Source organism: uncultured Microbacterium sp. (assembly GCF_964244775.1).
Taxonomy (GTDB): Bacteria; Actinomycetota; Actinomycetes; order Actinomycetales; family Microbacteriaceae; genus Microbacterium.
Map to the genome: position 1 here is coordinate 1 of NZ_CAXTJR010000003.1, position 20,806 is coordinate 20,806.

The window sequence follows — 20,806 nt, forward strand, 5'->3', positions numbered from 1 at the left end:
CCGAGGGTGCACTACGGGAACCGAGGGTGCACTACTGGAACCGAGGGTGCACTACGGGAACCGAGGGTGCACTACTGGAACCGAGGGTGCACTACTGGAACCGAGGGTGCATTGCGGGACGAGCGGGTCAGCGCCGGGCGCGCAGCGCCGCCTCGAGCGCGTCGCCGTGCCGCTGGGCCACCTGTTCGACGGCAGCGCCCAGGTTCGGATCCTCACCGCGGGCAAGGCCGGCGTATTCGATCCGGACCGTGCTGCCCTCGCGCGTCGCCTTGACCCACATGCGCCGCCGCGGCACGAAGAGGGCGGCCATCAGGCCGAGCAGCGCCAGTACGGCGAACGCGAGCACCCACGGAGCCGCAATATCCCGGTGCACCGACAGCGACACGAATCGCTTGACCGAGCCGTCGTATCCCTCCGCTCCGGCAGGCGACTCGTTCTCGAACGTGATCGTCCCGTAGCCGTTCGGCAGGTCGGCCGTCTCGCCCGGCGCGAGCTGGATCGAATCGACGCCGGTCGTGCCGCCGGTCAGCTGAGTCATGCCGGTCGGATCCAGCGTGTAGACCGACCGCGGTGTGCCGTCGTTGATGCCGAGGTCGCCCGAGTACACGTTGAGCGTCACCACAGGGTTGATCAGCGCGGGATACCGCGACGTGAAGGCGCCGGTGGCGAGCTCCGCCTCGGTCGGGTAGAAGAAGCCGACCAGGCCGAGCTGCTCGGGGAGCCCGTCGGTGACCTTGATCACGCCGACGGAGGTCATGTTGCGGTCCTGCGGGAGGAAGGGCACCGACTCGGCGTAGATCACGTCGCCCGCGGCGTTGCGGATCGTGATCGTCGGCGCGTAGCCGTTGCCCATCAGATATACGCGGTCGCCGGCGATGTCGAGCGGATGATTGACCCGCACCTCGCCGGTCTGCGCGGGCTGTCCCGACAGCTGCGTGGTGAGATGCGCGACGAAGTCGCCCGCCTGCCCTTCGCCGTTCGTGCCGGCCGGCTGATAGCTGATCGAGAACTGGTCGAGCGTCAGCCCATAGGGCGTGAGCTGCTCCGGATCGACGAACCGCCCAGGGTTGAACGACGTGTAGTCGAGCATCGTGTTGACGAAGGTGCGGCCCTCGATGATCACGCCCTGGCCCGTGTACGTGAAGCCGCCGCCGATCGCGACGGCCAGGAGCACGCCGATGAGGGCGGCGTGGAAGACGAGGTTGCCGGTCTCGCGGATATAGCCGCGCTCGGCCGAGACCGAGAGCACGCCGCGCGAGTCGTAGCGCTCGACGCGGTAGCCGGCTCGCTTCAGCTGTGCCTCGGCCAGGCCGATCGCCTCGTCGGCGGTGGCTGCAGCATCCTGACCCGGCACGATCTCGACGAGCGATTCGGCGTGGTCCTCGAGCCGGCCCAGGCGCGCGGGCGTCCGCGGCGGGCGCGCGCGCAGCGCCTTCCAGTGGTGCTGGGTGCGCGGGATCACGCAGCCGATCAGAGAGATGAACAGCAGGATGTAGATCGCCGAGAACCAGGCGGACGAATAGACATCGAACAGCTGGAGCTTGTCGAGGACCGGCGCGAGATCCGGGTTGCTGGCGAAGTACTGCGTGACGCCGTTGGGGTCTGCGGTGCGCTGCGGCACGATCGACCCGGGCACCGCGGCGATCGCGAGCAGGAGCAGCAGCACCAGGGCGGTGCGCATGCTGGTGAGCTGACGCCACCCCCACCGTACCCACCCGACGAAGCCGAGCTTGGGCGAGACGATGTCGTCGGATGCCGGGGCGTCGATCGCGACGCCGTCGACGTGGTCGGAGGGCCGGAGCGGTTCGCTGCCGTCGTCGGCCTCAGAGGCGCCCCGTGCATCGGCGTCAGAGCGGGAGTGGGACACTGCCGACCACCCCCTGCAGCTGCGCCATCATCGTGCTCCAGACGCCGGTCACCATCAGCACGCCGAGGCCCGCCAGCAGCGCTCCGCCGATGAGGTTCACCACGCGGATGTGGTGGCGCAGGAACGTCACCGACCGCGACGCCCAGCCGAAGCCCAGCGTCAGGAGGATGAACGGGATGCCGAGCCCGAGCGAGTACGCGAGTCCGAGGAGAGCCGCCCTGCCGGGATCGCCGAGGTTCCATGAGACGGAGATGATCGCGCCGAGGGTGGGGCCGATGCACGGCGTCCAGCCGATACCGAGCGCGAGGCCGAGCAGCGGCGCGCCGATGAGCCCGACGTTCGAGCGCACCTGCGGGTGGACGGTGCGCTGGGCGAGGCCGAACACCCCGATGAAGACCAGGCCGAGCAGGATCACGACGACGCCGAGCACACGGGTGATGACGTCGGCGTACTGGAGGAAGAAGCGCCCCAGCGTCCCCCCCAGGATCGTCACGGCCATGAACACGACGGTGAACCCCGCGATGAACAGCAGCACCCCGAGCAGGGGCCGGGCACGGCCGGGCTCCAGCGCCACGTCGACGTGCGGAGAATCGGTCGAGGTGAGGACGGATGCCGCCCGGGGGTCCGCATCCCGGCCCAATGCCCGCATCCCGCGATCGGCGATCGCCCGGGGCCGCGGCGCAACGGCTCCGCCGATGAAGCCGAGGTAACCCGGCACCAGCGGGAGGACGCACGGCGACAGGAACGACAGCAGCCCGGCGGCGAGCGCGAGCGGCACGGCCACCCAGAGGGCTCCGCCTGCGACGATCGCGTCGAGGTTCACGGCGTTGCTCCCGTCGCGCCCGCGCTCACGGCGCGTCCAGGGCGTCTTGCACGAGCGTCTGCAGGATCGAGGCATCGTCCAGCTGACCGATCACCCGCGCGGCGACCCTGCCCTGCTTGTCGATCACGAGCGTGGTGGGGGTCGCATTGAGCGAGGTCGCGTCGGCGAAGGCGAGCTTGATCGCCCCGTCGGTGGCGGCGATGAGGCTCGGGTAGGTGATTCCGTAGTCGCTCGCGAACGCGGCAGCCGTCTCGGGCGCGTCGCTCGTGTTGACGCCGAGGAACGACACGGGTTTACCCGCGAACGAGGCGTACGCCTTCTCGAGCTGCGGCGCCTCGGCGCGGCACGGCCCGCACGCGGCGTACCAGAAGTTCACCACCAGCACATCGCCGACGTAGTCCGAGCTCGCCGCCGTCGCGCCGGTCTCGGTGGCCCCCTGGAAGACGACCGGCTCACCGCGGTCGGCCGCGGCGATCTCTTTGACCTGGAACCCGTTCGCAGCGATGAATCCCTTGTTGTCGCCCGCCCGGTACTGCTCGGCGAGCGGGTCGTTCGAGCAGGCCGACAGGCCGACGGCGAGTCCGATCGCCAGGATCGCGGATGCTGCGCGCCAGGCGCCTTTCGCCGACCGGGGGCCGCGCATCAGACGGCTCCCACGTCGATCGAACCCGAGGTGGCCGCAGGCGCCGCGTATCCGACCTCGACCCATCGGCCATCGCGACGCTCGAAGCTCGTGACGCTGGAGAGTCCGCAGCGACGCTGGCGGGGATCATGACGCGCGGGGAGCCCCGCGACGGCGAGGTGCGTCACCCAGATCGGCAGCTGATGCGAGACGACCACGACATCTCCGGAGTCGACGTGATTCCAGGCATCCGTCATCGCCGCGTCCATCCGGTCGATGACCTGCGCGTACGGCTCACCCCAGCTGGGGACAGAGGGGCGGAGGAGGTGCCGCCAGTTCAGCGGGTTGATCAGGGCGCGCTTCATGCGCCTGCCCTCGAAGACGTTGGTGGGTTCGATGACGCGTTCGTCGATCACCGGCTCGATCCCGAATAGCGCGGTGAACGGCTCGGCCGACTCGCGGGTGCGCTGCAGCGGCGAGACGACCAGCGACGACACCGGGCGGGCGAGATCATGCACGTACTCTGCGGCAGCCTTCGCCATGCGGCGTCCGTCGGTGCTGAGCCGGAACTCCGGAAGTCGCCCGTACAGCACACGGGCGGGGTTGTGAACCTCGCCGTGGCGCACGAGGTGGAGGCGATCAGCGGGCACGGAACCAGTCTACGGCGGCGTGTTCTGAAGACGGGCTGAGCGTCAGCCGGGGCCGCCCCCCGAGGCGATCGCCGCGCCCAGGAGCCACGCCCCGACCACCAGCGGCGTGCCGACCAGCGGCACCCAGAACGCGATGCGGCGCTTGGCCATGAGGATGATCGCTGCTACCACCGTGGCCACGAGCATGATCCACGGGAGCCCCATCGCGACCAGGACACCGAACGCGATGAGGCCGTTGTTGCAGTTCGTCGACCCGCACGGGTCGGAGGCCATGACCAGGAAGGCCCCGAACACCGAGACGGCGAAGGACACGAACGCGAGCGCCGTCAGCAGGATCGCGGTGAGCACGACGTCCCACACGATGAGCGGCTTGCGCCCCGGACGCCGCAACGACGGGCGCGGGTGGTCGGGCGTCGTCGTCACCCGCTCATCGTAGGCCGCCGGTCGTCGCCCTCGGCAGCCCCCGTAGACTGATCCCTCGTGAGTGAACGCGTACTGGTCGACCAGCTGCAGTCCCTTCCCGACGGACCCGTCTCGGTGTCCGGGTGGGTCGAGACGGTGCGCGATCAGAAGAAGGTGCAATTCGTCATCCTGCGTGATGAGACCGGCGCCGTGCAGCTCGTGAACCCGGCGACACGCCCGAACCCCGAGGCGACAGAGCCGCAGGACGCCGACGCGCTCGCGCTGACCGACACCATCTCGGCCCTCGCGACCGGCACGTTCCTCACCGTCACCGGTGAGCTCAAGCACGACGAGCGCGTCAAGCTCGGCGGCGTCGAGGTCAAGATCGGCGCGCTCGAGATCGCCGGTGCGGCTCTCGCCGAGACCCCCATTGCATCCGACAGCGGCCTCGACAAGCGCATGGACTGGCGCTTCCTCGACCTGCGCCAGCGCCGCAACAACCTCATCTTCCGCGTATCGACGACGCTCGAGCACGCTATGCGCACGTGGTGGATCGAGCGCGACTTCATCGAGATCCACTCCCCCAAGCTGATGGCCTCAGCGTCCGAGTCCAGCGCCGAGCTGTTCGAGGTGCCCTACTTCGAAGACAAGACCGCCTACCTCGCGCAGAGTCCGCAGTTCTTCAAGCAGATGGCGCAGTCGGCCGGCTTCGGCAAGATCTTCGAGATCGGCGACGTCTACCGCGCCGACCCGTCGTTCACGAGCCGGCACGCGACCGAGTTCACGAGCGTCGACGCCGAGATCAGCTGGATCGACTCGCACGAAGACGTCGCCGAGATGCAGGAGCAGCTGCTCGCGTTCGCGATCGGCGCGGTCGCCGACAAGCACGGCGCAGAGATCGCGGAGCTTTTCGGCGTCACGGTCGCGGCTCCCGCCACCCCGTTCCCCCGCATCCCGCTCGCCGAGGCCCGCGAGATCGTCGCCGCCCGCGGTTACGTGATCCCTCGCACCGATGGCGACCTCGACCCCGAGGGCGAACGTCAGATCTCGGCGCACGTGAAAGAGACGTTCGGTCACGACTTCGTCTTCATCACCGACTACCCGCATGAGATCCGCGCTTTCTACCACATGCGGGATGCCGAGACCGGCCTCACCAAGAGCTACGACCTGCTCTTCAACGGCGTCGAGATCACGACCGGCGCACAGCGCGAGCATCGTGTCGACATCCTCATCGAGCAGGCGAAGCAGAAGGGTCTGGACCCCGAATCCCTCCAGTTCTACTTCGACTTCTTCCGCTACGGCGTTCCGCCGCACGGCGGGTTCGGCATGGGCCTGGCCCGCGTGCTCATGCTCCTGCTGGGCGAGACCTCGATCCGCGAGGTCACCTTCCTCTTCCGCGGCCCCACCCGGCTCGCCCCTTAACGCGCCCCGCGAATAGGCTCGACGGGTGACGACTTCCACTCTCGACGGCACGTACAACTTCCGGGATGTGGGCGGGATGCCGCTCATCGCGGGGGGAACGACGACTCCCGGCATCCTGTATCGATCGGACGCCCTCAGCGAGCTGACACCGACGGGGCTGGAAGAACTCGCGGCGAGCGACATCGGCGTCATCGTCGACTTCCGTACCGCGATGGAACGGCAGATGGCGCCCGATCGGCTGCCGTCCGCGCGACCCTTCGAGATCATCGAGCTGCCGCTCCTGGAGGGCGCGTTCGCGGGCGCAGCCCAGCAGGCCGCGCAGGCCGCGGCCGCCGCAGGCCCCGAGGCCGCCGAGGCGGCGAACGAGGCGATCGCCGACGCCGTCGCGCATATGCCGACGCTGGGCGAGATCTACATCGGGATGCTGGAGCACGCCGCCGACGCTTTCGCACAGGTCGCGCGACGGGTGAGCGTGGCGACTGCCGAGCCCCCCACCGCCGTGCTCGTGCACTGCTCGGCAGGCAAAGATCGCACCGGCGTCGCATGCGCGCTCATGCTGGATGCCGTCGGCGTGCAGCGCGACGCGATCATCGCCGACTACATCTCGAGCGAGGCGAACCTCGCGGGCGAGTGGGCCGCGAAGGTGTTCGCGAGGGTCACGCAGTCGGGCGTGCCTCTCACTCCTGCGATCACGACGATCATCGCCGGCACCCCGCGTGCCGCTCTCGAGCAGGCGTTCGCGTGGATCGACGAGCGCCGAGGCGACTCGGCGTCGTACCTGCGCTCCGGCGGGCTGACGGACGCCGAGCTCGCGGTGCTCCGCGCCCGGCTCACGACGTAGACGTTTCCCCGCCGGCGCGGCGGCGGAACTGTTTCATTGCCTCGCCACCGGCGCCGCCGCTAGCGTGATCCGGGGGCGCTTCAGCGCTGACCGGCGATCGGCCGGTCGACCGGTGCGAGAGGAACGAAAATGCCTGGCAAGTTTGAGCTGTGGGCCGACAAGGGCGGCGACTGGCGCTTCAACCTGAAGGCGACCAACGGACAGGTCATCGCGACGAGCCAGGGCTACGCGTCCAAGGCCAGCGCACTGGGCGGGATCGAGTCCGTCAAGAGCAACGCGCCCGGCGCCGAGGTCGTGGAGATCGGGAAGTAGCGGCTACCGCGGCAGGTCGATCGCCGCGCGCTCGGAGGTGACCTCGCGCACGAAGCCGACCACCTTCTGGTGCGCGGGGTGCTCGATGTACCGCTCGAGCGCGGCGGTGTCGGCGAAGTCTGCCACAAGCGCGACATCCCAGTTCGTGCCGGGGAACGCGATGTTCGGACGCACCTCGATGCTCTCGATCTCGTCGATGACGCCTGCGAGGCCCTCGAGCTGCTGCGTCATCGCCTCTGCGTGCATGGCACGTGTATCGGCGTCGTCGGCGGCCAGGCGCCAGAGCACGATGTGACGGATGCTCACGATCGCACCTCCGCCCGATCAATGGCCTCCAGAACAGCACCGCGCAATGCCTCCGACGAGACTCGCCAGTGGGCATGCACCTCGTCGTCGATGAGGACGACCGGGATCTTCTCCCACCACAGCTCGTAGAGCGCGGGGTCATCGAGGATCGACACCTCTGTGACGTCGACGCGGTCGGCGACGTGCTCGGGGAGGTCTGCCACGACGCGCTCCACGATGTCGTGCGCGACATCGCACAGGTGGCAGTCGGGCTTGCCGATGACGGTCAGGGAGATTCGCGAGGTCACGTGTCTCATCCTACGGATGGCCCGCGACGCTCAGCCCTCTATGGGGTAGCCCGCTTCGATCCAGTCACCCGTTCCACCCGCGACGTTCGTCGCGTCGTAACCTCGCGCCTCGAGGGCCTCGACGACGCGCGCCGATCGACCTCCGCCCTGGCAGATCACATCGAACGCGCCGTCGGGCAGCTCGTCGACATGCTCGCCGATGCTCGACATCGGAAGATTGACGGCACCGGGTACGTGCCCGGCCTCGTACTCGTGCGGTTCACGCACGTCGATGAGGGGAACGCCGTCGCGTTCGCGCAGCTGCTGGACCGTGATCGTCTTCATCGGAGCCCTCCTGGGCGTGTGCCGGATGTCCTGCGTCACCGGATGCACGAAGCGCCCGTCCGGTGGACAGGCGCTCGGTGTCGCAGCCGCTACTTCTTATTGCGGCGCTGGTGGCGAGTCTTGCGAAGCAGCTTACGGTGCTTCTTCTTCGCCATGCGCTTGCGGCGCTTCTTGATGACTGAACCCACGGAAAACCTCACTACGTCGGGGGTTGGGCCGGAGAATCGCTCAGCGATCCGGGGCCCAGGAAACAGGCAGATGCGGAATATGCCTCGGGACAGTCTAGCCGACGTCGGCGATCGGACGTTGCAGCGCCTCGGAGACCGCCGACTCGGGCACCCGGTAGCTGCGTCCGAAGCGAACGGCGGGCAGTTCTCCGGAGTGCACGAGGCGATACACGGTCATCTTCGAGACGCGCATCAGCTCGGCGACTTCGGCGACCGTGAGAAACCGCACATCGGACAGCTCGGTCATGGTCTTCCTCTTTTATCGGGCGCGCAGGGGTCCGGGCGCGGAACGCGGCGCACGATTCCCCAGGTCTCGGCAGACACACTCTAGGGGCGTGCGGAACGCGTGTAAACCCGTGGGGCTCGTGTGACGGTCGTTATCCGTCACGCGATGATCACGGCGTGCGGTGCGCAGCGCGCTCCCGCGCCTCGCGCAGGACCTGTCGCTCGGCACGGTGGGCGGCGCGCAGCGCGCGCTCCGCCGCGTGCACCACTTTCTGCGCCTCGCGGTACTTCTTGTCGCCCGCGACATCGGCCGTCTCGTCCGCCGCCCACGTCGTGTCAGCCGCCGCGCGGTCAGCGGGAGCGGTGTCGATGTACGCGGCCACTCCGTCGAGGATGCGCTCGAAGCCGAACCGGAACGGATCGGCTCTCGAGCGGAACACTCCGGCGCGGGAAGCCCGGTACAGCGCGGGGTAGTCGTCCGCCTGGATGAGGGCGTCGTACAGACCGGCCTCCCGTTCGGCGATCTCGCTCGGGCTGAGGCCGGTGTCGCGCGTGATCCGCGCGTACGAGGCGAGGATCGTCCCGTACCAGCGCGTGTGACCCGTCACCAGGAGCACGACCGCCATTCGCTCCTGCTCGTCCAGGGGCGTCTCATCCAGCGCCTCGAGCGCAGCATCCATCCATGCCGCACTGTTCGGAGTAGTCGGCGAGCCGCTGATGGGGATGTCGAGGATCCACGGATGCCGGAGATACAGGCTCACCTGCGCGTCGAAGTAGCCGACCAGGCGCGCGCGCCAGCCGTCGATCTCGCGGAGCGACTCGGGCGGCAGACCGGATGCCGCCTCGGACATCAGCAGGACGAGGTCTTCCTTCGCGCTGACGTAGCGGTACAACGACATCGGGGTGTAGCCGAGCCGGCCGGCGACGGCCGACATCGAGACGGCCGCGATCCCGTCGGCATCGGCGATCTCGACGGCCGCGTCCACGATCTTCTCGACGCTCATCTCACGCTTCGGGCCTCGCTGCGGGTCGGCAGCCACACCCCACGCGAGCGCGACGCCGCGGGGCAGGTCGATCTCGTCGACGGTGTCGTCCATGTCGCCCATCCGTTCGGGAAGTGCTTGCATTCTAGCTCGGTGTATGACATAAACAGTGTGTTAGACATATAAACAGTTTGCGCCGTACACAGATCTGCCCGGAGAGGAACCCCATGTCAGCCGTGATCGAGACACATGCCGTACACAAAAGCTTCGGCCGCTCAGGACATCGCATCCGAGTCCTGGAAGGCCTCGACCTCTCGGTCGAGCGCGGCGAGGTGTTCGCCCTGCTCGGGCCGAACGGATCGGGCAAGACGACGACGATCAGCATCCTCACCACTCTCGTGAAGCCCGACGGCGGCTCCGCCGTCGTGGCCGGCTGCGACGTGGTGGCAGACCCCCAGGGCGTGACGCGGCGCATCAGCCTCACCGGCCAATCCGCCGCGGTCGACGACATGCTGACCGGCATCGAGAACCTGGTCATGCTCGGGCGTCTGTCCGGGCTCGCCGCCCGCGATGCCCGACTTCGTGCCGACCAACTGGTCGAGACGTTCGATCTCGCGGATGCCTCGGCCCGCCGGGTATCGACATACTCGGGCGGCATGCGGCGCCGGCTCGACCTGGCGCTGAGCCTGGTGACGACCCCCGAGGTGCTCTTCCTCGACGAGCCGACCACGGGCCTGGACACCCGCAGCCGCCGCGAGCTGTGGGAGGTCATCCGCACCATCTCGGCCGCCGGAACGACCGTGTTCCTCACCACGCAGTACCTCGAAGAGGCCGACCGGCTCGCCGATCGCGTCGCGGTGCTCGACGGCGGCAAGATCGTCGCCCAGGGCACACCGGGGCAGCTGAAGGAGCGGGTCGGCGGCGCACGGGTCGAGGTGCGGTCGCCCGCCGGCGATCTGATCGCCGAGATCCCGACCGACGGGACGGTGCCCGGGCTGCGTGCGGCACTGGCCGCCTTCGATGACGCCGACGGATCGAGCACGCCCGGCGCAGCATCCGTCACCGTGCATCGTCCGACGCTCGACGATGTCTTCCTCGCACTCACCGGTCAGCCGACCGCCGAACCAGCACTCTCGAAAGGACGCTGACATGACCACTCTCGCGCTCGCGGATCGCCCGTCGATCCGACCCCGTCTCTCGGGCCTCGCCGCCGAACGCGTGTTCGTGCGCCGCAGCCTCACCCAGTCGCTTCGCGACGGCGAATCGCTGTCGATGGCGATTATGCTTCCCGTGCTGCTGATGCTGATGTTCACCTACGTCTTCGGCGGCGCGATCGACCCGTCCGGCGGCTACGTCGACTACGTCGTCCCGGGCATCATCCTGCTCTGCGCAGGATTCGGTGCCGCATCGACCGCGGTGTATGTCGCCAACGACATGACCAACGGCATCATCGAGCGATTCCGCACGATGCCGCTGCGACCGGGAGCGGTGCTGACTGGGCACGTCGTGGCCAGCGTGGTGCGCAACCTCGCGGCAACGGGCATCGTCATCGCGGTCGCCCTGCTCGTCGGTTTCCGCCCCAGCGCGAACGTGTTCGAATGGATCGGGGCGATCGCCCTCGTTGCGCTCTACATCCTGACCATCACGTACCTGTTCGCCGCCATCGGGCTCGCCGCAGGGAGCCCTCAGGCCGCGAGCGGGTACGGGTTCATCCTGCTGTTCCTCCCCTACCTCTCCAGCGCCTTCGTGCCGGTGGAGAGCATGCCGGTCTGGCTGCGCGGGATCGCCGAGTACCAGCCGATCACGCCGATCATCGAGAGGATCCGGGGGCTTCTGATGGGCACGTCAACGGGATCCGAGCCCTGGTGGGCGGTCGGGTGGTGCGCCGCGATCCTCGCGTTCGCGGTGGTGTGGGGCGCGTGGCTGTTCCGCCGGAGGGCCGGACGCCGCTAGGCGCATCTCGCCTGGCTCAGCGACCAGGGAGCTTCTTCAGTGCGCTCGCGACCACGTGCCTCGCGGATGCCGCGGCCCGGCCGACGACCTCGGCGGTGTGCGCCGCCGAATCCGAGAGGATCGAGCCGACACCCTCGTCCGCGTCTTCGGTCTCATCGCTCAGGAACGGCACGATCCAGTCGTCGACTTCGTCCAGCGGCGCTGCCGAGAGGCTGTAGTAGCGATGCTGGCCCTCTTCGCGCACCGACACCAGTTCGGCGTCGCGCAGCACCTTGAGGTGCTTCGACACGGTCGGCTGGCTCACTCCTAGCTCCTGCACGATGTGCGAGACGCTCGTACCCCGCTGTCCCGTGGTCGCGCGATCGAGAAGCAGCTGCAGGATCTCGCGACGGGTGCCGTCCGCGATCACGTCGAAGATGTCCGCCATGTGCTTAGGTTAGTCGCGCGCCCGCCGCAGTACCATGACAGGGCTCGACGAGCGGCGGCGCGCTCGTCGGGCGAAGCGAGCCGGAAGGGGTCGGCGGATGGCGGTGAGCCCCGGTGCGCCCCGGCGTTCCCGCTCGGTCCGCTCCTGGTTCTCCGACGCATTCGATGCGTTCCGAGACCTGACGACAGCATCCCCCGCCCGCTTCGCGGTCGGGGTGTTCCTCATCCTGATCCTGCTGTTCACGGCCCTGTTCTCACTGCCTGGCGCCACGGCCAGCGGCCAGCAGGCCCCGTTCGCGGATGCGCTGTTCACGGCCGTATCCACGATCTGCGTCACGGGCCTGTCCACCGTCGACATGGGCACGTTCTGGTCGCCCCTCGGGCAGGTGTTCGTGTTCGTCGGCGTGCAGGTCGGCGCGCTGGGGGTGCTTACCCTCGCCTCGATCCTCGGGCTCATCATCTCCAAGCGGCTGGGGCTGCGCGCGAAGCTGATCGCCGCGGGCGACACGAACCCGCTCCGCGCCCACGGCGGTCCGGTCAACGAAGGTCAGACCGTGCGGCTCGGCGAGGTCGGCCAGCTGCTGACCACCGTCGCCCTCTCGACCCTCGTGATCGAGGCGGTCCTCGCGGTGCTCCTGTACCCCTCGCTCATCATCGCCGGCGTAAGCCCGCTCGTGGCCCTGTGGGAGGCGCCCTTCTACGCCGCGATGGCGTTCACCAACACCGGCTTCAGCCCCAACGCGGGGGGACTCGCCCCGTTCGCGACCGACTACTTCATGCTCACCGTGCTCATGGCGGGTGTCTTCCTCGGGTCGATCGGCTTCCCCGTCATCTACACGCTGTCGCGCCACTACTGGCACGTGCGCCGGTGGTCGCTGCACGCCAAGCTCACCCTGATCACCACGATCGTGCTCTTCATCGCGGGGGCAGGGGCATTCCTGCTCCTGGAGTTCAACAATCCGAAGACCTTCGGGGGCATGAACGCGTGGGACACGGTCTTCCAATCGTTCTTCCTGTCGGCGATGACACGGTCGGGCGGATTCTCCGTCATCGACATCGGCGATCTGAACGGGTCGTCGCTGGTCGTCGGGTCGATGCTGATGTTCGTCGGCGGCGGTTCGGCCTCGACTGCGGGAGGCATCAAGGTCACGACCCTCGCCGTCCTCGCGCTCGCGGTCTTCTCCGAGGCCAAGGGGCGGCCGTCGGTCGAGGCCTTCGGGCGGCGGATCCCGAGCGACGTGCAGCGCGTGGCATTGTCGGTCGTGGCGTGGGGCGCGACGATCGTCGCCCTCTCGACCATCACGATCGCCCAGATCTCGCAGCGTCCGATCGAGATGGTGCTGTTCGACGTCATCTCCGGATTCGCGACCGTGGGACTTTCGACCGGACTCACCTCCGAGCTCACCGACCCGGCGATCTACGTCATGGCGCTGACGATGTTCATGGGTCGCGTTGGTACTGTGACTCTGGCCGCGGCCGTCGCCGCGTCCTCTCGTTCCCAGCTGTACTCATTGCCCGTGGAAAGGCCGATCGTTGGTTGAGCAGATCCGCGGCGATGCGCCGGTACTGGTCATCGGTCTCGGCCGGTTCGGCGCCGCGTGCGCGGGCGAGCTCGATCGGCTCGACCGCGACGTCCTGGCCATCGACGAGAACCTCGACCTCGTGCAGAAGTGGTCGGAGCGAGTCACCCACGCCGTCCAGGCCGACGCGAAGAACATCGACGCCCTCTCGCAGATCGGTGCGTCCGACTTCCAGGTCGCCGTTGTCGCCGTCGGCTCGTCGATCGAGGCGTCGGTGCTCATCACCGCGAACCTCGTCGACCTGAAAGTGCCGCAGATCTGGGCGAAGGCGGTCTCGCAGTCGCACGGCAAGATCCTCGCCCGCGTCGGCGCGAACCATGTCATCTACCCCGAGCGCGAAGCCGGTGAGCGTGTCGCGCACCTGGTCAGCGGCCGGATGCTGGACTTCATCCGCTTCGACGACGACTTCGTGCTCGCCAAGATGTACCCGCCCAAGTTCATCCGCGGACGCGGTCTCATGGAATCCGGTGTGCGCACCAAGTTCAACGTGACCGTGGTGGGAGTCAAGAGCCCTGGCAAGCCGTTCCGCTACGCCGAAGCCGACACGGTCGTGACCAACCACGACCTCATCATCGTGTCGGGCACGAACGTCGACATCGAGCGGTTCGCCGCACTCGACCGCTGATCCCGACCGGCCGCTTCACGCCGCCTTGTCCAGATCGGCAACGGTGCGCAGAGGGTGGGAGAGCGGTCGCTCATGTTCGGCGAACTCCGGATCTTCGATCCAGGACTTGGTCTTGGCCACCTGGTAGATGATGAGGCCGTACGCCGCCTTCGCGACGATGTCCGCGATCGAGTATCCGACCTGCTTCCACACCCATCCGTCGGCACCGAGGTCGAGGGCGGGCAGGAGGTACGCGATCGGGTAGACCCCCCAGCTCAGCACCAGCAGGAAGCGCAGGCGGCTGAGGGTGCCCCGTACTTCTACGGGCTGCAGCGCGAGTGATTTGCTCAACTGGATGAACAGGACGTAGAGGATGAAGAAGAACGGGATGGACGAGAGGACGCCGAAGACCGTCCGCACGCCGAGGTCACCGCTCACCTCACCCGGGTAGCCCAGCGCGATCATCAGAATGGCGGCCGGGACGAGCTGGAGCAGCAGCCGGTTCTGCATCTTGCGGGCCAGTGCCAGCACGGCGATCAGTTCCACCAGCAGAAGCGGAACGGTGAGCAGCCAGTCGACGTAGCGGTAGCCCTCGTTGAACCCGATTCCCGCGACTTGGGCGTATCCGTCGGAGCCGCCCACTGAGTCAGTGGCGAACGCGGCGTTGAACGAGTCGAAGATGCGGAAGTAGTGGTACACCGCGATTCCGCACACGATCAGGGCGATCGTGACGGCTGGTCGATAGCGCGGCAGTACGCGCGGAAGAGAGACGAGAAGGAAGATCGCCGTGAACAGCTGCGCGGCGATCACGAGCGAGAGAGCGTTGTAAACCGTCGAGAACTGGGCGGCAGTGAGGAGGTCGGGAATCACGTCGTACTCCTTGTCACAGGTGTCGTGCCGAATCGGATGATCCGCATTAGTGAAGTCACTATAACAGTTACTAACTAAGTTAGAAGCTGTCACAGTAAATTCCTCATGGCCCGCGTACACTGGCACCGGGCGAGGTGGAAATGACGGGTCACGAAGAGCGCTCGTATCGGCTCGATGCCTTCCCGGCAGCGGCGATACGCTTCTCGCGAGCGCTCGATCGCAACCGTGAACGAATCGCCGAAGAAGAGGGCCTCTCGGCGAGCGAGCTGCGCGCCCTGTTCTACATCGGCGAACACGTCAGCGTGACCCCTAAGCAGCTCGCCGAGCACATGCACGTGACGACCGCGGCCGTCACCTTCATCTCACGCCGCCTCGTAGAAAGAGATCTGCTCCATCGCGTCGATCATCCCGGCGATCGGCGGAGCATCTTCCTCGAGCTGACCCCGCGTGCTCACGCCGCGATGGAACGCATTCATTCCGACTTCGCAACGATGGTCTCTCGCGCGACGGCTCATCTCGACCACCGCCAGGTCGAAGAGTTCACCGACTATCTGGGCTCCGTCGCCACGGCGATCGCAGAGCACACCGCGCTCATCGCGGGAGCCAGAAGTGCGGCGACGCTCTGAGACGGAGCCCTGACGCCGCGATCCGCGGGTCAGCCGGCGCCGAGCTCGCGGGCCCGGGCGAGCGCCGCATCCGTCGCCGACTCGAACACGACGTCGAGCCGGGCGTTCTGCAGCACCGCGACCGCCCGCTCGGTCGTGCCCTTGGGGCTCGTCACCCTGCGTCGCAGTTCCGCGGGATCTTCTCCGGATGCCTCGAGCAGCGACGCTGCGCCGATGAAGGTCTGCTCGACCATGAGTCGCGCCTGAGCGCCGTCGAAGCCCTTGCCCTTCGCGGCCTTGGTGAGCTCCTCCATCAGGAGGAACACGTAGGCGGGGCCTGAACCCGAGATCGTCGACAATGCATCGATGTGCGACTCGGGCACCTCGATGACCACTCCGACCGTCTCGAACAGGCGTCGAACGACCGCGACCTCGGCAGGGACGACCCCGCCTGCGGCGGCGATACCGGTGACCGCCTTGCCGACGAGCGCCGGGGTGTTGGGCATGGAGCGCACGACCGCGATCCGCTCGCCCAGGATGGCCTGGAAGGTCGCGATCGTCACGCCTGCGGCGAGGCTCACCACGATCGTGCCGGGCCGCAGCGCGGGAGCGATCTCGCGGAGCAGATCGGGCACCATCGCCGGCTTCACGCCGATGAGCACGATGTCGGCCGAGGCCACAGCATCCCTGTTCCCGTCCGGATGCGTCTCGAGCGCGATGCTCGTGACGCCGTCGAGGCCGGCGAGGCCGACGGCCTTCTCTGCGGAACGGTTGGTGACGGTGAGACCGTCGCGCGCAAGCCCCGACGCGACGAGGCCGTGCACGATCGCCCCGCCCATCGAGCCGGCGCCGAGGATCGCGATCGGCGGGAGGAGGGCGGCGTCTGCGGTGTTCATGGGCGCCATCCTACGGCGGGCGTCGCCCACGCCGAGGGCGCACCCTCGGCGCCTCGGGCTCGCGGTCTATAGTCGGAATCGGGGAGCGCGGCGGCTCCCGGTCACCCGACGGAGGAACGCTTCCATGACTCTTTTCGACGGCATCACGGCACGCGTTCTCGACACCCCGCGTCTGACCGTCGGCATCCTCGAGCGGGCGGGCGATGACCCGGCCACTCCGAGTGAGCGCACACTCGTACTGATCCACGGCAACGTGTCGTCATCGCTGTTCTGGCAGGAGCTGATGGAGGACCTGCCCGCCGACCTCCGGGTGATCGCGATCGACCTGCGGGGTTTCGGGGCGACCGAGCACGCTCCGATCGACGCCACGCGGGGCCTGCGGGACTTCAGCGACGACATCCACGCGAGTCTCAAGGCGCTCGAGATCCCGTCGGCGCACCTCGTGGGATGGTCGATGGGCGGCGGTGTCGTGCTGCAGTACGCGCTCGAGCATCCCGCCCTCAGCCTCACGCTGCAGGCACCCGTCTCGCCCTACGGCTTCGGCGGCACGCGGCGCGACGGCACACGACTGACCGACGACGATGCGGGTGTCGGCGGCGGCGGCGCGAACCCCGACTTCGTGCAGCGTCTGACCGACGGTGACGCCTCCGACGAGGCGCAGACCTCGCCGCGCAGCGTCTTCCGCTCGGGGTACGTCTCATCGCAGTACACGACCGACCACGAGGACGTCTGGGTGGAGGCGATGCTGACGACCTCGACGGCCGAGGGCAACTACCCCGGTGACGGGGTCGCGAGCGAGAACTGGCCGGGGTTCGCAGCGGGCGCGTCCGGCGTGCTGAACACGATGGCGCCGAAGTACTTCAACGTGTCGGGCATCGTCGATCTCGCCGACAAGCCGCCGATCCTCTGGGTGCACGGCACGGCGGACGCGATCGTGTCGGACGCCTCGTTCTATGACCTGAACTACCTCGGGCAGCTGGGCATCATCCCTGGGTGGCCCGGCGAAGAGATCGCTCCTGCCCAGCTCATGGTCACCCAGACTCGAGATGTGCTGGACGCCTACGCCGCCGCGGGCGGGCAGGTCACCGAGCTGAACCTCGAGGGCGTCGGACATGCGCCGCATCTGGAGCGCCCCGCCGAAGTGCGCCAGGCGCTGCTGCAGGTGATCGGGTATGTCGGTATGGCCGCCGATCCGGCGCCGCCGACCGAGGCGATCATCATCCCCTCGTCCGACTGAATCGCGCAGGGTCGGTACTCTCTTCCCATGAGTGCATCCGGCGGCAACAGGGCGATCATCGCGGCTTTCCTGGCGAACATGGGCATCGCGCTGGCGAAGTTCATCGCGTGGTTCCTGTCGGGGTCGGCATCGATGCTCGCGGAGGCCATCCACTCCGTCGCCGATTCGGGCAATCAGCTGCTGCTCCTGTTCGGGGGACGCCAATCCAGGAAGGCCGCCGACAAAGAGCATCCGTTCGGCCACGGTCGCGAACGGTACGTGTACGCGTTCGTCGTGTCGATCATCCTGTTCTCGGTCGGCGGGGTGTTCTCGATCTACGAGGGCGTCGACAAGCTCATCCACCCGCACGCGCTCGAGAACATCTGGATCCCGATCGCCGTGCTCGTGATCGCGATCGGGCTCGAGAGCTTCTCGCTGCGGACTGCCATCACGGAGAGCAACCACATCCGCGGGAAGGGCCAGTCGTGGGTGTCGTTCGTGCGCCACGCAAAGGCGCCCGAACTCCCGGTCGTGCTGCTCGAAGACGTCGCGGCCCTGATCGGCCTCACGTTCGCCCTCTTCGGCGTCGGCCTCACCGCGATCACCGGCGACTCTGTCTGGGACGCCGTGGGGACGCTCGCGATCGGCACGCTGCTGATCCTGGTGGCGATCACGCTCGGCATCGAGACCAAGAGCCTGCTCGTGGGCGAGGGGGCGACGGATGCTGATCACGGCCTGATCGTCACCGCCATCGAGAACGGGCCCGAGGTGCAGAAGCTCATCCACCTCAAGACGCTATATTTGGGCCCGGACGAACTGCTCGTGGCCGCCAAAGTCGGCTTCGCCGCAGAGAAGAGCTTCGCCGACGTCGCGGCCGAGATCGACACTGTCGAAACGCGCATCCGCGCCGCTGTCCCGGCCGCCACCGTCATCTATCTGGAACCCGATATCTATCGCCGCCCGCCTGAGGCCGGCCCGCCGACGGAATCGGTCGTCATCTCGTCCTCCGACTGACGAGGCAACGGCCCGGCCTGGCAGGCTGGAGGCATGGAGTACTGCACCTTCACCGAGCCCCAGCAGGGTTTCAGCTACGACGAGATCCTCGCCTTCGCGCTCGCGACCGAGCGCGCCGGGTTCGACGGATACTTCCGCTCGGACCACTACATGCGGATGGGCGACGGCGATCCGCTTCCCGGTCCGACCGACGCCTGGACGACGCTGGCCGGTCTCGCGCGCGAGACGAGCCGGATCCGCCTGGGCACACTCGTATCCTCCGCGACGCACCGATTCCCCGCGGTGCTCGCGATCCAGGTCGCTCAGGTCGACGCGATGTCGGGCGGACGGATCGAACTGGGCCTCGGAACGGGGTGGTTCGAAGCGGAGCACCGGGCCTACGGCATCCCGTTCCCGTCTCGCCGGTTCGACATCTTCGAGGAGCAGCTCGCGATCATCACGGGCCTGTGGGCGACCCCCATCGGCGAGACGTTCGACTTCACCGGCGCGCACTACGAACTCGCGGGCGCTCCCGCGCTGCCCAAGCCGCTGCAGGAGCGGGTGCCGATCATCATCGGCGGCGCTGGCGCGAAGCGCACCCCCGAGCTGGCCGCCCGGTTCGCGACGGAGTACAACATCGGCTTCGTCCCCGAGCACGAGATCGCCGCGGCGTTCGCGCGCGTGCGCGCCGCGTGCGAACGGGTGGGCCGCGACCCTGGCACGCTCCACCTGTCGGTGGCTCTGCCGACGATCGCCGCGCCCGACGAGGCGACACTGAGCCGTCGTGCCGAGGCCACCGGTAAGAGCCTCGACGAGTTCCGCGACGGCACGAACATCTGCGGCGACGCCGACGAGGTCATCGCCAAGGTCGAGCGCCTGATCGCGCTGGGCGCGCAGCGCGTGTACTTCCAGACCGTCGATGCGCGCGATCTCGAGCAGACCGCGTACCTCGGTAGTGAGGTGCTGCCCAGGCTTCCGCGCCGCCCCGCGGTGATCGAGTAGGCGCGCCAGCGCCGTACCGCGATCGAAGCCGACGCGGTACGTCGGTTCGAGGGGTCTCGATACGCTCGCTGGCGCTCGCTACTCGACCACCGCGGCTCGCAAGCTCGCTACTCGACCACCGCCGCTCGCAAGCTCGCTACTCGACCACCGCGGGTCGCTGGCGCTACTCGACCACCGCGGGTCAGCGACGGGCAGCGAAGAACGTGCGGAGCAGGGCGGATGCCTCGTCCTCGCGCACCCCACCGACCACCTCCGCGCGGGTCGGGAGGCGACGGTCGCGGACCACGTCGTAGACCGAGCCGACGGCGCCGGCCTTCTCGTCCCACGCGCCGAAGACGATCCGCGAGACGTGCGCCTGCAGCGCCGCCCCCGCGCACATCAGGCACGGCTCGAGCGTGACCACGAGCGTGCACCCCTCGAGGTTCCATGAGCCGAGGGATGCTGCGGCCGCCCGCAGCGCGACGACCTCCGCGTGCGCCGTGGGGTCGTGGGTGAGTTCGCGGGCATTTCGTCCTTCGCCGAGCACCGTGCCCACAGCATCCGTCACCACTGCTCCGACGGGGATCTCATCGCTGCGCGCGGCCTCTGCCGCCAGCGACAGGGCGCGCGCCATCGCGCGATCATCCTCCGCGGTCACCGGCAATCCCACGCTGCCAGCGTAGGGCGCGGCGCGTGCCCTAACCTGAGCGTATGCGTGTGCACGTGGCCGATCACCCCCTCATCACCCACAAGTTGACCGTGCTGCGCGACGAGCGCACCTCATCGCCGGTTTTCCGTCAGCTCGCAGAGGAGCTCGTGACACTGCTGGCCTATGAGGCCACCCGGAACGTCGCGGTCGAGCCGATCGAGATCCGAACTCCGGTCACGACGACGATGGGGGTGCGCATCAGCGAGCCCCGCCCGTTGGTCGTCCCGATCCTGCGTGCCGGGCTCGGGATGCTCGAGGGCATGGTCAAGCTGCTTCCGAGCGCCGAGGTCGGATTCCTCGGCATGGCGCGCAACGAAGAGACCCTCGAGCCGACCACCTACGCGGAGCGGCTTCCCGAAGACCTCAGCGACCGACAGTGCTTCGTGCTCGACCCGATGCTCGCGACCGGCGGATCACTCGGCGCCGCGATGGAGTTCCTCTTCCGGCGCGGTGCGCGGGATGTCACGGCGATCTGCCTCCTCGCCGCGCCCGAAGGCGTCGCGGCGATCGAGAAGCAGGTTCAAGGACACGACGTCACGCTCGTGCTCGGCGCGCTCGATGAGCGCCTGAACGAGAAGGGCTACATCGTGCCCGGGCTCGGCGACGCCGGCGACCGGCTCTACGGCACGGTCTAGCCGAATCGAGGGCCGACGGGCGAAATCGAAGGCTGACGGGCGAAATC

The 20,806-nt window shown here is 68.2% G+C and carries 27 protein-coding genes; 12 read left to right on the forward strand and 15 right to left on the reverse strand.

The window, feature by feature from the left end; genetic code table 11:
* Nucleotides 1-127: 127 nt before the first annotated feature.
* The 5 genes from ACFE6Z_RS07040 to ACFE6Z_RS07060 are packed head-to-tail and all read right to left on the reverse strand — an operon-like array spanning nucleotide 128 to nucleotide 4,385.
* Nucleotides 128-1,867 carry a cytochrome c biogenesis protein ResB gene (locus ACFE6Z_RS07040; RefSeq protein WP_375385012.1) on the reverse strand — a complete coding sequence of 580 codons (1,740 nt, stop codon included), beginning with the start codon at nucleotides 1,865-1,867 and terminating at the stop codon, nucleotides 128-130.
* Complete coding sequence (locus tag ACFE6Z_RS07045; protein ID WP_375385013.1) at nucleotides 1,848-2,690, reverse strand: cytochrome c biogenesis CcdA family protein; 843 nt, start codon at nucleotides 2,688-2,690, stop codon at nucleotides 1,848-1,850. Before ACFE6Z_RS07045 ends, ACFE6Z_RS07040 begins: the two co-directional genes overlap by 20 nt.
* Before the next feature lie 25 nt (nucleotides 2,691-2,715).
* Nucleotides 2,716-3,333, reverse strand: coding sequence for a TlpA family protein disulfide reductase (locus tag ACFE6Z_RS07050; RefSeq protein WP_375385014.1), 618 nt, complete (start codon nucleotides 3,331-3,333; stop codon nucleotides 2,716-2,718).
* Nucleotides 3,333-3,962, reverse strand: coding sequence for a histidine phosphatase family protein (locus tag ACFE6Z_RS07055; protein ID WP_375385015.1), 630 nt, complete (start codon nucleotides 3,960-3,962; stop codon nucleotides 3,333-3,335). Before ACFE6Z_RS07055 ends, ACFE6Z_RS07050 begins: the two co-directional genes overlap by 1 nt.
* A 42-nt stretch (nucleotides 3,963-4,004) precedes the next feature.
* Nucleotides 4,005-4,385 (reverse strand): hypothetical protein, encoded by a 381-nt coding sequence (locus tag ACFE6Z_RS07060; protein ID WP_375385016.1) that lies wholly within the window; start codon nucleotides 4,383-4,385, stop codon nucleotides 4,005-4,007.
* Nucleotides 4,386-4,442: 57 nt separating this feature from the next.
* Here ACFE6Z_RS07060 and aspS point away from each other — a divergent pair, with 57 nt between their 5' ends.
* From aspS to ACFE6Z_RS07075, 3 genes are all read left to right on the forward strand, one after another.
* A complete protein-coding gene (gene aspS, locus ACFE6Z_RS07065) occupies nucleotides 4,443-5,786 on the forward strand; it encodes an aspartate--tRNA(Asn) ligase (RefSeq protein ID WP_375385017.1) in 1,344 nt (447 codons plus the stop codon).
* Nucleotides 5,787-5,811: 25 nt separating this feature from the next.
* Nucleotides 5,812-6,627 (forward strand): tyrosine-protein phosphatase, encoded by an 816-nt coding sequence (locus ACFE6Z_RS07070; RefSeq protein WP_375385018.1) that lies wholly within the window; start codon nucleotides 5,812-5,814, stop codon nucleotides 6,625-6,627.
* A 129-nt stretch (nucleotides 6,628-6,756) separates the two neighbouring features.
* Nucleotides 6,757-6,939, forward strand: coding sequence for a YegP family protein (locus ACFE6Z_RS07075; RefSeq protein ID WP_375385019.1), 183 nt, complete (start codon nucleotides 6,757-6,759; stop codon nucleotides 6,937-6,939).
* A 3-nt stretch (nucleotides 6,940-6,942) separates the two neighbouring features.
* Here the strand turns inward: ACFE6Z_RS07075 and ACFE6Z_RS07080 are convergent, their stop codons facing one another.
* From ACFE6Z_RS07080 to ACFE6Z_RS07105, 6 genes are all read right to left on the reverse strand, one after another.
* The gene (locus ACFE6Z_RS07080; protein ID WP_375385020.1) at nucleotides 6,943-7,245 is read right to left on the reverse strand and encodes a Dabb family protein; all 303 of its coding nucleotides are present in this window, start codon (nucleotides 7,243-7,245) and stop codon (nucleotides 6,943-6,945) included.
* Nucleotides 7,242-7,532 (reverse strand): glutaredoxin family protein, encoded by a 291-nt coding sequence (locus ACFE6Z_RS07085; RefSeq protein WP_375385021.1) that lies wholly within the window; start codon nucleotides 7,530-7,532, stop codon nucleotides 7,242-7,244. Before ACFE6Z_RS07085 ends, ACFE6Z_RS07080 begins: the two co-directional genes overlap by 4 nt.
* Before the next feature lie 30 nt (nucleotides 7,533-7,562).
* Nucleotides 7,563-7,856 carry a rhodanese-like domain-containing protein gene (locus ACFE6Z_RS07090; protein ID WP_375385022.1) on the reverse strand — a complete coding sequence of 98 codons (294 nt, stop codon included), beginning with the start codon at nucleotides 7,854-7,856 and terminating at the stop codon, nucleotides 7,563-7,565.
* A gap of 89 nt (nucleotides 7,857-7,945) precedes the next feature.
* Nucleotides 7,946-8,044 carry a 30S ribosomal protein bS22 gene (locus ACFE6Z_RS07095; RefSeq protein WP_003792170.1) on the reverse strand — a complete coding sequence of 33 codons (99 nt, stop codon included), beginning with the start codon at nucleotides 8,042-8,044 and terminating at the stop codon, nucleotides 7,946-7,948.
* Nucleotides 8,045-8,138: 94 nt separating this feature from the next.
* Complete coding sequence (locus ACFE6Z_RS07100; protein ID WP_375385023.1) at nucleotides 8,139-8,330, reverse strand: helix-turn-helix domain-containing protein; 192 nt, start codon at nucleotides 8,328-8,330, stop codon at nucleotides 8,139-8,141.
* 148 nt (nucleotides 8,331-8,478) lie between these two features.
* The gene (locus tag ACFE6Z_RS07105) at nucleotides 8,479-9,405 is read right to left on the reverse strand and encodes a TetR/AcrR family transcriptional regulator (RefSeq protein WP_375385024.1); all 927 of its coding nucleotides are present in this window, start codon (nucleotides 9,403-9,405) and stop codon (nucleotides 8,479-8,481) included.
* 113 nt (nucleotides 9,406-9,518) lie between these two features.
* Here ACFE6Z_RS07105 and ACFE6Z_RS07110 point away from each other — a divergent pair, with 113 nt between their 5' ends.
* A complete protein-coding gene (locus ACFE6Z_RS07110) occupies nucleotides 9,519-10,439 on the forward strand; it encodes an ATP-binding cassette domain-containing protein (RefSeq protein WP_375385025.1) in 921 nt (306 codons plus the stop codon).
* 1 nt (nucleotide 10,440) lies between these two features.
* Nucleotides 10,441-11,244 (forward strand): ABC transporter permease, encoded by an 804-nt coding sequence (locus ACFE6Z_RS07115; protein ID WP_375385026.1) that lies wholly within the window; start codon nucleotides 10,441-10,443, stop codon nucleotides 11,242-11,244.
* Between the two features lie 16 nt (nucleotides 11,245-11,260).
* Here the strand turns inward: ACFE6Z_RS07115 and ACFE6Z_RS07120 are convergent, their stop codons facing one another.
* Complete coding sequence (locus ACFE6Z_RS07120; RefSeq protein WP_375385027.1) at nucleotides 11,261-11,671, reverse strand: ArsR/SmtB family transcription factor; 411 nt, start codon at nucleotides 11,669-11,671, stop codon at nucleotides 11,261-11,263.
* 97 nt (nucleotides 11,672-11,768) lie between these two features.
* On the opposite strand from ACFE6Z_RS07120, the gene ACFE6Z_RS07125 reads away from it, so the two are divergent.
* Together ACFE6Z_RS07125 and ACFE6Z_RS07130 are read left to right on the forward strand one after the other, a co-directional pair.
* Nucleotides 11,769-13,211, forward strand: a complete 1,443-nt coding sequence (locus ACFE6Z_RS07125; RefSeq protein ID WP_375385028.1) for a TrkH family potassium uptake protein — start codon at nucleotides 11,769-11,771, stop codon at nucleotides 13,209-13,211.
* A complete protein-coding gene (locus ACFE6Z_RS07130; protein ID WP_375385029.1) occupies nucleotides 13,204-13,875 on the forward strand; it encodes a potassium channel family protein in 672 nt (223 codons plus the stop codon). Before ACFE6Z_RS07125 ends, ACFE6Z_RS07130 begins: the two co-directional genes overlap by 8 nt.
* 15 nt (nucleotides 13,876-13,890) lie before the next feature.
* Here the strand turns inward: ACFE6Z_RS07130 and ACFE6Z_RS07135 are convergent, their stop codons facing one another.
* A complete protein-coding gene (locus ACFE6Z_RS07135) occupies nucleotides 13,891-14,724 on the reverse strand; it encodes a bacteriorhodopsin-like (RefSeq protein ID WP_375385030.1) in 834 nt (277 codons plus the stop codon).
* Nucleotides 14,725-14,864: 140 nt separating this feature from the next.
* On the opposite strand from ACFE6Z_RS07135, the gene ACFE6Z_RS07140 reads away from it, so the two are divergent.
* On the forward strand, nucleotides 14,865-15,350 hold the full coding sequence (locus ACFE6Z_RS07140) for a MarR family winged helix-turn-helix transcriptional regulator (RefSeq protein ID WP_375385031.1): 486 nt from the start codon (nucleotides 14,865-14,867) through the stop codon (nucleotides 15,348-15,350).
* Nucleotides 15,351-15,379: 29 nt separating this feature from the next.
* On the opposite strand, the gene proC is transcribed toward ACFE6Z_RS07140, so the two are convergent.
* Entirely contained in the window at nucleotides 15,380-16,225 is an 846-nt protein-coding gene (gene proC, locus ACFE6Z_RS07145) for a pyrroline-5-carboxylate reductase (protein WP_375385032.1), read from the reverse strand.
* Nucleotides 16,226-16,349: 124 nt separating this feature from the next.
* Between proC and ACFE6Z_RS07150 the strand changes: the two genes are divergently transcribed.
* The 3 genes from ACFE6Z_RS07150 to ACFE6Z_RS07160 are packed head-to-tail and all read left to right on the forward strand — an operon-like array spanning nucleotide 16,350 to nucleotide 19,436.
* Nucleotides 16,350-17,462, forward strand: a complete 1,113-nt coding sequence (locus tag ACFE6Z_RS07150; RefSeq protein ID WP_375385033.1) for an alpha/beta fold hydrolase — start codon at nucleotides 16,350-16,352, stop codon at nucleotides 17,460-17,462.
* Nucleotides 17,463-17,489: 27 nt separating this feature from the next.
* Entirely contained in the window at nucleotides 17,490-18,455 is a 966-nt protein-coding gene (locus ACFE6Z_RS07155; protein ID WP_375385034.1) for a cation diffusion facilitator family transporter, read from the forward strand.
* A gap of 33 nt (nucleotides 18,456-18,488) precedes the next feature.
* The gene (locus tag ACFE6Z_RS07160) at nucleotides 18,489-19,436 is read left to right on the forward strand and encodes an LLM class F420-dependent oxidoreductase (RefSeq protein WP_375385035.1); all 948 of its coding nucleotides are present in this window, start codon (nucleotides 18,489-18,491) and stop codon (nucleotides 19,434-19,436) included.
* A gap of 181 nt (nucleotides 19,437-19,617) precedes the next feature.
* Here the strand turns inward: ACFE6Z_RS07160 and ACFE6Z_RS07165 are convergent, their stop codons facing one another.
* Nucleotides 19,618-20,049 (reverse strand): nucleoside deaminase, encoded by a 432-nt coding sequence (locus tag ACFE6Z_RS07165; RefSeq protein ID WP_375385352.1) that lies wholly within the window; start codon nucleotides 20,047-20,049, stop codon nucleotides 19,618-19,620.
* 77 nt (nucleotides 20,050-20,126) lie between these two features.
* Here ACFE6Z_RS07165 and upp point away from each other — a divergent pair, with 77 nt between their 5' ends.
* Nucleotides 20,127-20,759, forward strand: coding sequence for a uracil phosphoribosyltransferase (gene upp, locus ACFE6Z_RS07170; RefSeq protein WP_375385036.1), 633 nt, complete (start codon nucleotides 20,127-20,129; stop codon nucleotides 20,757-20,759).
* Nucleotides 20,760-20,806 lie beyond the last annotated feature (47 nt).